Annotated in this window: 10 protein-coding genes and 2 tRNA genes; 5 read left to right on the top strand and 7 right to left on the bottom strand. The window is 57.9% G+C overall.

Translation table 11 applies throughout. The features are described from left to right. The first annotated feature begins 534 nt into the window (after positions 1-534). The 3 genes from NW863_RS00490 to NW863_RS00480 all read left to right on the top strand — a co-directional run bounded on the left by NW863_RS00490 (position 535) and on the right by NW863_RS00480 (position 2,102). Complete coding sequence (locus NW863_RS00490; protein ID WP_414363816.1) at positions 535-1,098, top strand: hypothetical protein; 564 nt, start codon at positions 535-537, stop codon at positions 1,096-1,098. A gap of 106 nt (positions 1,099-1,204) precedes the next feature. After that, a tRNA-Ser gene (locus tag NW863_RS00485) sits at positions 1,205-1,295 on the top strand. Between the two features lie 48 nt (positions 1,296-1,343). After that, positions 1,344-2,102, top strand: coding sequence for a TIGR00297 family protein (locus NW863_RS00480; RefSeq protein WP_414363815.1), 759 nt, complete (start codon positions 1,344-1,346; stop codon positions 2,100-2,102). A gap of 311 nt (positions 2,103-2,413) precedes the next feature. On the opposite strand, the gene NW863_RS00475 is transcribed toward NW863_RS00480, so the two are convergent. The 4 genes from NW863_RS00475 to clpP all read right to left on the bottom strand — a co-directional run bounded on the left by NW863_RS00475 (position 2,414) and on the right by clpP (position 5,765). Next, on the bottom strand, positions 2,414-2,746 hold the full coding sequence (locus NW863_RS00475) for a ribulose bisphosphate carboxylase small subunit (protein ID WP_414363814.1): 333 nt from the start codon (positions 2,744-2,746) through the stop codon (positions 2,414-2,416). Positions 2,747-2,754: 8 nt separating this feature from the next. Next, entirely contained in the window at positions 2,755-3,162 is a 408-nt protein-coding gene (gene rcbX / locus NW863_RS00470) for a RuBisCO chaperone RbcX (RefSeq protein ID WP_414363813.1), read from the bottom strand. 74 nt (positions 3,163-3,236) lie between these two features. Beyond that, positions 3,237-4,661 carry a form I ribulose bisphosphate carboxylase large subunit gene (locus NW863_RS00465; RefSeq protein WP_414363812.1) on the bottom strand — a complete coding sequence of 475 codons (1,425 nt, stop codon included), beginning with the start codon at positions 4,659-4,661 and terminating at the stop codon, positions 3,237-3,239. A gap of 501 nt (positions 4,662-5,162) precedes the next feature. Next, positions 5,163-5,765 carry an ATP-dependent Clp endopeptidase proteolytic subunit ClpP gene (gene clpP, locus NW863_RS00460; protein ID WP_011430060.1) on the bottom strand — a complete coding sequence of 201 codons (603 nt, stop codon included), beginning with the start codon at positions 5,763-5,765 and terminating at the stop codon, positions 5,163-5,165. Between the two features lie 331 nt (positions 5,766-6,096). Here clpP and NW863_RS00455 point away from each other — a divergent pair. Further along, a tRNA-Glu gene (locus NW863_RS00455) sits at positions 6,097-6,169 on the top strand. A gap of 138 nt (positions 6,170-6,307) precedes the next feature. Here the strand turns inward: NW863_RS00455 and NW863_RS00450 are convergent. From NW863_RS00450 to cobO, 3 genes are all read right to left on the bottom strand, one after another. After that, positions 6,308-6,652: a DUF1815 family protein gene (locus NW863_RS00450; RefSeq protein ID WP_414363811.1), complete on the bottom strand. Its 345-nt coding sequence runs from the start codon at positions 6,650-6,652 to the stop codon at positions 6,308-6,310. Between the two features lie 752 nt (positions 6,653-7,404). After that, positions 7,405-8,778, bottom strand: a complete 1,374-nt coding sequence (locus NW863_RS00445) for a cobyrinate a,c-diamide synthase (RefSeq protein WP_414363810.1) — start codon at positions 8,776-8,778, stop codon at positions 7,405-7,407. Positions 8,779-8,795: 17 nt separating this feature from the next. Beyond that, positions 8,796-9,521, bottom strand: a complete 726-nt coding sequence (cobO, locus tag NW863_RS00440; protein WP_414363809.1) for a cob(I)yrinic acid a,c-diamide adenosyltransferase — start codon at positions 9,519-9,521, stop codon at positions 8,796-8,798. Positions 9,522-9,621: 100 nt separating this feature from the next. Between cobO and NW863_RS00435 the strand changes: the two genes are divergently transcribed. Continuing rightward, positions 9,622-9,990 (top strand): hypothetical protein, encoded by a 369-nt coding sequence (locus tag NW863_RS00435; protein WP_414363808.1) that lies wholly within the window; start codon positions 9,622-9,624, stop codon positions 9,988-9,990. The last annotated feature ends 142 nt before the right edge of the window (positions 9,991-10,132 follow it).

Genomic DNA, 10,132 nt, shown 5'->3' with positions numbered 1-10,132 from the left:
GGTGCTTACTTAGCAGCAGTTATAGCATTGAACAGCAGCTAAAGCTGCTCTAAGGCTTTTCCGCCCCGCATTCAAGTACGGGGCTACCAAGCTACTCTGCTGTGTTCTGGAACACAAACTGGGAAAACTTACACCAATCGGGATTTGGATTCAGCTTTTGCTCATAACTGAAGTTACAAGGAGTTAACAGAACGCTGAGGATATCTAAAAAGATATTGCAAGTAACTTTTTTTCTTCTAGAAAAGCTCTTACCCATCAAGTAAAGTTGATCTGACAATTGATGGGGCCTAGGTTGACTTCGTGCCCCGTTTTTCATGTTGTCGCTTCCATGTAGGGAAGAGGAGTTAACGGAATGGCTTAGAAAAGAGCTCTCTGCTCCTTGAGTTTTTGTTTGATAAAGCTTCTCAAGTGACCTAGATTTGCCGGAGGATGGTCTCTCAGTAGACCTCCAGAAGGGGAATCTGGGATCGGCTTGGTTCTTAGTTTGTCTTGAGACATCACATCCAAAAAGATTGCAAGAGAAAAGGAGACGGCATGTCTGTTCAATCTGCTGCACCCAATACCTTAGAACTGCCGCAAATGAACTTAAGGCAAGATTCGGCCCAAGTTCCGCCCCAGATTACTTGTGATGGCAGCGACTTGGACTGGAGCCAAGCCGTGGTGATTGAGGGCGCGCAGCCCCAAGAGGGGGAGTTGCAGGGCTGGATCGCCTTTTACGGCCTGCGGGTCAACCACGAGCCGGGCAATATCTTGCACTGGCAAGGACGCCCGCTGCGGGCCAGCCGCCTGCGCTTTTTTGTGAAAAATGTGGCTTGGCGCTACGGCTTTTCCTTCTCCACCAGCATCCGCTCGCCTCTGGGCAAAGGGATCCCGACCCCGCCAGAGTGGCGCTACCCGGGTCTTTGCCGCTACGGCCTCGTGCTGTTTCAGCCCAACGCCCAACTGGTGGCCCATCAGGTTTGGGAATCCTCGCCGGAGCAGCCCCAAGAGGTGGATCTGGATCCCAATTTGGATATCGCCTTCAACGTCAACGATGCCAAGGGCAGCTACGGCGACAACAGCGGCAGCTTCGATATCTATGTGCAGGTGGTGAGCTGAGTTCCGGAAGGGATCCCGCTCGAGAACAGTTGCTGGGTGGGATCCCATCTTCTACAATGGGTAAACTAGCAGCTGGATCCCAGCTTGCTGGGGTCTCTGCCGCTCTGGAGAGGTGGCTGAGTGGTCGAAAGCGGCTTCCTGCTAAGAAGTTACGGGGCCCAAAAGCTCCGTCGAGGGTTCGAATCCCTCCCTCTCCGTTGCCGTGGCTAGTTCCTAGCCGCCCTTTCTGCTGATGGAGGGCACCGATGGGTCAGGTGTGGCTTCTAAGTCAGTGGGGAGTGGCGCTTTGGCTCAACCTGGCCTTGGTGGCGCTGGCTCTGCTGAGCCCGCAAAGGGCGTTGACGCGGGCTGGGGTTCTCCATGCAGGCTTGCTTGGCCTGCTGGTGTGGGGGGGCCTGGGGTGGCGGGGTTACCTAGTAGTAGCCGCCTATTTTTTAGTCGGCACCGCCGTCACCCGGCTGGGGATCCGGCGCAAGCAGGCGCAGGGGATCGCCGAGAAGCGGGAGGGGGCGCGAGGGCCGGAAAATGTCTGGGGATCTGCCCTGACGGGGGCTGCCTGTGCGGTGGGATATGCACTTTTTGCCCATCCCCTCTGGTGGTTGGGGTATAGCGCCAGCTTCGCCGCCAAGTTGGCCGATACCGTCAGCAGCGAAGTGGGAAAAGCCTACGGACGCCAGACCTTTTTGATCACCACCTTTCAGCCGGTGCCGGCGGGCACAGAGGGAGCTGTGAGCCTGGAGGGATCCCTGGCAGGGATGGCGGCAGCGGTAGGGATGGCCACGTTGGCCTGGGGGATCGGTGGGGAGTGGGTAAGAGGAGACCCGTTTTGGCTGGGCATTTGCTGTCTGGGTGGGATTCTGGCCACCTTGGCAGAAAGCTGGATGGGGGTGGTGTTGCAACCTCGCCTGGCTTGGATGAGCAACGAAGTGGTGAACGGCATTCAAACGACCCTAGCAGCTCTCCTGGCCGTGGGATTGGGAGCGCTTTTGGGGATCGGATCCTAAAAAGGGGCCCCTCACCCCCAACCCCTCTCCCAGAGGCCCAAGCGCTCCGCGCCGCTCACGCGACCACCCCCAACCTCTCTCCCAGAGGCCCTCACCCCCGGCCCCTCTCCCTCAGGGAGAGGGGAGTTGGAGCGGCACCTTCGCGACAGCGTTGTGTAGCAATAACGAGGCAAGGAACCGTTTCGTTGCTGTTTGAAATGACTGTTTTTTGAGAGTGAGAATGGCTATGCGAAGCAAGAAATAAAAAAGAGGGAGAAGCTCTCCCTCCGCGCTGATTGACTGGGAATTAGACCAATTGCCCCGAACCTCTCTTAGCGTAGGCCGCTGGGCTTGTAAACCAAGAAGCTGAGTACCTGGCACTGCTTGATGTTGTCGAAACCCACCACACGGATGAAGCAATTGGGGTAGGCGCTGCGGCAGGCCTGTACCTCGGTCAGCACCTCCTGGGGAGAAGTGGCGCTGAAGAGGGGCAGCTTCCACAGAGTCCAGTAGCGAACCGTCGGTTCAGAGGATTCGTTGAATTCAATGGCAGGGATGTAGCCCTGATCCAAGATGTACTGCACCTGCTTGATAATTTGCAGATCCGTTAGCGGCGGCAGGTAAGAAAGGGTTTCGTAGTGGCGCTCTTTCGGTAAGGTTTGCATGACTAAAGTTACTCCGTTTCAGGTGTAGGGTTCTGTAGAGGGGATCCTGCTTCCGGGTGCGTGACCGGCAAGGATCCCGGCGCGGAGGTCAGCCGTTCCAGGTGGCTACGGCGGTGTTCCATGTTGGCCTGTTGAATGCCGGTCTTGGCCATTTCCGGCAGGTAGTCCACCACCTCCGCCGCAATGTGCTCGCGAACGGTCATGATGCGATAGGCCAGGTCAGGCCGCTCTGCCAGCAAAGCCCGCAGGTAGGTTTCCCCCTCCTGAAGGTTTTGCCGGGCCGAGAACTGCTGCAGCCAAAGAGCCCTAGGAGGATCCGTCTCGCTCAGTTGGGCCAGCACCGTGCGCATCGCCTGATAGGTCAGGTAGCTGATCAAGGTTTTGGCCGTATCTTTGGCGATCTGTTTCAGATCCATGACCAGTCCAGGGGCAAGCCGAAGCAGCGGGGCAAGAGAACGGTGGGGATCCCTTGCCCCCGGCAGATCTTTCTTTAAAGCGTATCGACGGGCTTGAATTCGAACTTGATCTCCTTCCACAGCTCGCAGGCAGCCGCCAGCTCTGGCGACCACTTGGCTGCTTCGCGGATGATGTCGTTGCCCTCGCGGGCCAGATCCCGACCTTCATTGCGGGCCTGGATGCAGGCTTCCAAGGCCACCCGGTTGGCCGTCGCGCCTGGAGCGTTCCCCCAGGGGTGTCCCAGGGTTCCGCCCCCAAACTGTAGCACCGCGTCGTCGCCGAAGATCTCCACCAGCGCTGGCATGTGCCAGACGTGAATGCCACCTGAGGCCACCGGCATCACCCCGGGCATAGAGGCCCAATCTTGGGTGAAGAAAATGCCACGAGAGCGGTCGGCCTCCACGTAGTTTTCCCGCATGAGATCCACAAAGCCCATGGTGATGGCGCGGTCGCCCTCCAATTTGCCCACCACCGTACCAGCATGCAGGTGGTCGCCACCGGACATGCGCAAGCACTTGGCCAGCACCCGGAAGTGGATGCCATGGTTTTTCTGCCGGTCAATCACAGCGTGCATGGCGCGGTGAATGTGCAGCAGGATGCCGTTGTCGCGGCACCACTTAGCCAAGCTGGTGTTGGCGGTAAATCCGGCAGTCAGGTAGTCGTGCATGATGATGGGGGCGCCAATCTCCTTGGCAAACTCCGCCCGTTTGAACATCTCCTCACAAGTGGGCGCCGTCACGTTCAGGTAGTGCCCCTTGATCTCGCCAGTCTCTGCCTGCGCCTTATGGACAGCCTCCATTACAAAGAGGTAGCGATCCCGCCAGCGCTGGAAGGGCTGGGAGTTGATGTTTTCGTCGTCTTTGGTGAAGTCCAGACCACCCCGCAGCGCCTCGTACACAGCCCGTCCGTAGTTTTTGGCGGAAAGGCCCAGCTTGGGCTTGATGGTGCAGCCCAGCAGCGGGCGGCCGTACTTATTCAATTTGTCCCGCTCCACCTGAATGCCGTGGGGAGGGCCCTGGAAGGTCTTCAGGTACGCCACCGGGATCCGCACATCCTCTAGCCGCAACGCTTTCAAGGCCTTGAAGCCGAAGACGTTGCCCACGATCGAGGTGAGCATGTTGGTGACCGAGCCTTCCTCGAACAGATCCAGCGGATAGGCGACGAAGCAGAAGTATTGATTCTCTTCGCCCGGAACCGGCTCGATGTCGTAGCAGCGGCCCTTATACCGATCCAAGTCGGTGAGCAAATCTGTCCATACCGTTGTCCAGGTGCCGGTCGAGGACTCAGCCGCCACCGCCGCCCCGGCCTCTTCGGGGGGAACGCCCGGCTGAGGAGTAACCCGGAAACAGGCCAGGATATCAGTATCCTTGGGCGTGTAATCGGGCGTGTAATACGTGAGTCGATAATCCTTGACGCCGGCTTGATAGCCCTTTTTGGTTTGGGTTGCTGAGTAGGCCACGTTGATCTCCCTTTAACGCATGACAAAAATGCCATTCACAAATGTAGCCAAGATGCAAAAACCCAGGGTCAAAACCCCAGACCACCGGGTTTTTGGGAATGAGCCTGCCCCACACCTGTGAGGTCATACTTGGGCTTCAAGACACACTTCATCTACACAGATGAAAGTCCTGAACCCTCCTTCTCAAGCGCCTCCAATTGCTAGCTTCGACGCACTGGATTTTGTAAACCCAGTGGGAAGACCTCTAGACAGTGTCTAAGCTAGAATCTCGGCAGATGTAGATCCACACTGGTTTAATCCTAAGTTATCATCCGCAATGATGGGCTGATCATTACTTTCTTTATGAGTTCGATTAGTTTGGTTAAAGTGAGGCTTCTGGCTTGGGGCCGAAAATATAGATTTCTTTGGCTTTCTTAATATCCTTAGGGTGGGATCCCTGAAAAAGGCAAAAGCTCCCTTGAGAAGGGAGCTAGGTGGGTTTGTCTGCAGCGGCCAGAGGGGTTAAGAAACGGCGGCCAAGGATGGTTGGGGTCTCCTGGTAATCACCTGGTCGATGAGGCCGTATTCTTTGGCCTGCTCTGGAGTCATAAAGTTGTCGCGGTCGGTATCGCGTTCGATGCGCTCCAGGGGCTGACCGGTGTGGTAGGCGAGCAGGCTGTTGAGACTGTTTTTGATGAAGAGGATCTCTTTGGCCTGAATCTCAATGTCGGTGGCTGGCCCCTGAGCTCCACCGAGGGGCTGGTGAATCATGATGCGGGCGTGGGGAAGGGCAATGCGTTTGCCTTTGGCGCCCCCTGCCAGCAAAAAGGCTCCCATGCTGGCGGCCAACCCAATGCAGATGGTGGAGACATCCGGCTGAATGTGCTGCATAGTGTCGTAGATGGCCATACCGGCGTAGACGGAGCCGCCAGGAGAGTTGATGTAGAGGTAAATATCTTTCTCGGGGTCTTCGGATTCCAAGTAGAGCATCTGGGCCACGATCAGGTTGGCAATGTCGTCATCCACCTGGGTGCCCAGGAAGATGATCCGATCCCGCAATAGACGCGAGTAGATATCAAAGGCGCGCTCGCCGCGTGCAGATTGCTCGATAACGGTGGGAATCATGCCAGTCCAAGCGATGGGTTATTACTTTTTAGTGTAGTGTAAGCCACCGGACGTCTGCTCCGCCTAGGACGGTTTGCCGCCCCCGGGCCGTACTGTGTTGCTCGGAGCCGGCAGCCTGTAGCGTTGACAGATTGAGGCATAGCATGGATGTGATCCCAGGTGAACCCCTCGTGATTGCCAGCTTGCTGGGCCTGGCTCTGCTGGGGATTTTGATCCTGAACTTGGCAGAACGGGACTCGGGAGACGCCGACTAGGAGAGGACATGAGAAAGATTTAAGTTGACAAAATTAAACCTCCCTCTTTACAATCAAGATCGCGTCGTTTCTGGGATGCCCCCATCGTCTAGAGGCCTAGGACACATCCCTTTCACGGATGCGACAGGGGTTCGAATCCCCTTGGGGGTATAAAGGACTGTAGTGAGTACTGGAAGTAGAGGGTCTCTTGGGCGCTGGCAAGAGTCTGGGGAGGCGCCCAGAGCTTGGCCTAGCCGAAGTGAAGTTCAGGGGATCGTAGGCTGTCTTTGTTGCCCAGTTGCATGGGAATCAACTGCTGGTGGCCAGAGCTTCTGCCGGCGCAGCAGCAGCCAGATCGTCTTTGATCAGCTCTGCCAGATCCTGGAGTTGGCGAATGGCTTCTGCCCCTTCTAGCTTCATGAGCTCCCGGTCATCCCGCATCTCCGTCCAACTGATAGAGCATTCGGAAACCAAAAAGCGAATCAAGTGCCCCTCCCGTAAGCTGACCATGAAGGAGGCGCTCTCAAATGAGGTGCCGCAGGTGTAGCAAGAAGCCGGGTAGCCCCGCTTCTCCAAAACGATGGCCAGAGCCTGCAAACTCATCACCAGGTCTTGAACGTAGCTGCGGTATTGCTCCGCCAACCGTGCGAACATCACACTCCTCCTATAGTGAGTTGGCCCATTGGGGGCGCATTCTAGTAATTTATGCCTAGTCACTTAGAGTCAGATCTAGCATAACAATCGACAAATCCTCAAGAAAGGGATCCATTTAGCCTCTCTCCAGAGATCAACCAAGGCTACTGAAGACCAAATAGCACGCTATGTAAAGTCTAAGGCAGTAGGATGTAGCATTTAACACTCTTCTCGGAAGAGACATTAAAGTTTACCCTAATTCAAAACTCTTGCCTGCTGGTCTCGGCTCTCTGCCAAGAACCGGTCAGTTTTCCTGCAGTGGGGCTTGGGCCCTGATCCTGAAGGGCTTTATCAGTGAAGATTTTGCCTGGCCGGGGCAATTGTGGCGGGGCTAGGCCTTACAGACGGATGGAACTAGGGTAAGTTCCCGAGGAATGATGCTGAGAAAAGACTCAGGAATATCACGGATAACTAGAGGGAAACACTCGATGTTGTGGCCTGCGGATTTGGAAGGAGGGAGACTGATTGCTTAAAGAGTCTCAAAGAGCAACTGGGGATCGGTGAAACCTGCTATCGGAGCGGATTTTGGCCCCTGAATGGCGATCTTTATCACTCCCCTGCTTTGAATTTGCATCCAACTTGCCGATCTCCGCTCCCAGAGCAGGCTGGCAGGTTTTTTTTGGACAATGACCAGCACCCTGTTGAGGCGAGGCCCAAAAAGCGGCTGAGGCGGACGCGACAACAGGAGACTTGGGCTACATCGCTGCTTCATTTTAGGCGGGATCAGGAGCGCCTTGAGCAATCCTTAAGAAATTCTGGAGTAGCCGCACTGCCAGATCGGGACGAGATCCCCAGTGGAGATGTAGGTAGGAAGCGTGCAGGCGCTGGCTGGTCCATCCTTCCTGGTGAGGCGGGGATCCCCAGATGTAGATTGGGTTGGGGGAGAGAGGGGTGCTGCGGGAGCGGTGAAATTCGTGCCCTCGTAGGCGATCCCCGGCCTTGGCCAGCAGGGTTGGGCGCAGGACAGTGGCCTCGCGGTAGCCCAGACACAGCCGGTCGCCCATGTCCACCTGGATAGGCAGCAGCCCGGCCATGGGGTAGGTCTTTCCCTTGAAATCGGTGAGGGATCGTCCCAGCACCATCAGCCCGCCGCATTCGGCATAGAGGGGTGGATGGGCGGGCGGCGGTGGGCGGTGGCTTATTTTTTCGGAGAGGGTCGCGGCAAACAGTTCTGGGAACCCGCCCCCCAGCAGCAGTCCATCGCAGGGATCCGGGGGCCACAGCCCCACCTGCAGGGGAGAGTACTCCAGCAGCTCGGCGCCACAGGCCCGCAAGAGATCTAGGTTGTCGGCGTAGTAGAAGTTAAAGGCGGCGTCTTGGGCCACCCCTACCCGAACCCGACGCGGTTGTGGGGAAATCTCTGGCCACAGCTCCCCCACCGCCGGCGGCAAGGAGCGAATCAAGGGCAGTAGCTCATCCCAATTCAGGTGTTGCTCGGCCAGATCGGCCCAGGTCTCCTGCCAGCGGGGGAAGTGATCCAGTTCTGAGACGGGCACCAACCCCAGGTGGCGGCTGGGCAGGCGCAGATCCTCACGGCGGGGAAACTGGCCCAAGACCGGGATCCCTACCGCTGCCGCCGCTTGCTGTAAAATCTGGCCGTGCCGCTCCGAGGCCACGCAGTTGAAAATCACCCCGGCAATGGTGAGGCGGGGATCAAAGTGGCTCAAGCCGTAGAGCAGAGCGGCCACCGTCATTCCCAGGCCGCTGCCGTCGATAACCAACACCACAGGGATCCCCAGCAGGCGGGCCACGTGGGCGCTGCTGGCAAAAAAGGGTTCTGTCTCGCCGGGCAGGGATGCGGGCGCTCGTCCATCGAAGAGGCCCATCACTCCCTCTACAATTGCTCCATCTTTGCCTTGGCAGTGGTGGCGAAAGCAGCGCTGCACAAAGTTCTCATCGGTTAAAAAGGGATCCAAGTTGCGACAGGGGATCCCGCTCACCGCTGTGTGGAACAGGGGATCAATGTAATCCGGCCCCACCTTGAAGGGCTGAATGCGCAGGCCCCGCCGCCTGAGAGCGGCCAACAGAGCCAGCGTGACAGTGGTCTTGCCGCTGCCGCTTGTGGCTGCCGCCACCAGAATGGCCATCTTGCCCTACCCAAGGACTAGAACTCAATGCCGATTTGCGCTTTGATCCCCTGGTCACGGAAAGGATGCTTGACCAAGGTCATCTCGGTTACCAAGTCGGCCCGGTCGATCAGGGCAGCCGGCGCGCCCCGCCCGGTCAGGATCACATGCACCCGCTCCGGTTTTTCGGCCAGGCCGGCCAATACCTGCTCCAGGGAGAGGTACCCCAGCTTGAGGGCGACGTTGATCTCATCCAAAAGTACCAGGTGGTACTCGCCGCTGCTGAGCAGCTCCTGCCCCTTTGCCCAGGCCGCCTGCGCATGGGCGATATCCCGCTCGCGATCCTGGGTTTCCCAGGTAAAACCTTCCCCCATGGCGTAAAAGGCGATTTTCCCCAGGCCCAGCTCCGGATGGGCGGCCAACTGGCGCAACAATTTGGCTTCCCCCGGATCCCAGGCCCCCTTGATGAATTGCACTACCCCCACCGACAAGCCTTGGCCGAGGGCACGGAAGATCATGCCGAAAGCAGCCGTGCTCTTGCCTTTGCCCTGCCCTGTATGCACGATGATCAAGCCCTTGTCGTCGCGCATGCCCGATAGGCGCTGCCGCTGGATTCGCTGGCGGCGCTGCATTCTGCGGCGGTGCCACTGGTTGAGGTCAGTCTCTGTGCCCGCTGGAGACTCCGTCCCGCAATTGCCAACGCCAACAGCCTCAGGCTCTGGTGTCGAGTGGGATCCCCAAGCCGGTGCAGAGAGGTCAGACATGGCGGGTTGGGCCATAATCAGAGGAAATTCGGGTGGGCCGAGCAAGCTCTTCCCCAGCAAACTGCTTTTATCCTACCTCTGGCTGGATTGGGCTGGGATCATGAAAGAACCGGCTACCGCTTTTCGAGATAGCCTGCTGATGTACTCCTTCATCTGGGCCGTGCTGGCGGTAGGGTGTTTTCAAGTCCTGCCCCGTTTGCAAATTGCCTCTGCCGCCCAGTTACAGCCGTGGCTGGGGCCCGCCTATCTGGCCGGGCTGGGGGGATCCCTGTTGGCGGCCCTGGGATCGATGTTGGCCGTCTTGGCGGAAACAACCGCGGGCGCTGCCAGCAAAAGGCATCTGCATCGCTTGGCTTGGGCACTGGGGGCGGTTGGCTTTCTGGGAGTTCTCTTCCCTCTGGGCTTGGCGGGCGTCTTTTTTCTCAGGGCTGCCCAGGCCACCGACTGGTGGCAGGAGCTATTTGGCTGAGACCTGCCCGGAGTGCATTTTTTTGACAAATGCGGAGAGGTTAGGGGTACGATAAGGACAAGTTCCGTTCTTTATCCAGAGCAGACTGAGGGATCAGGCCCAATGAAGCTGCGGCAACCGGCGGAAGTCTCCGCTACGGTGC

Origin of the sequence: Synechococcus sp. B60.1, from assembly GCF_047462555.1 — a bacterium.
Lineage (GTDB): Bacteria > Cyanobacteriota > Cyanobacteriia > Thermostichales > Thermostichaceae > Thermostichus.
Note: the sequence above shows the minus strand (reverse complement) of the source record. Positions and strands in the feature narration are given on the sequence as shown.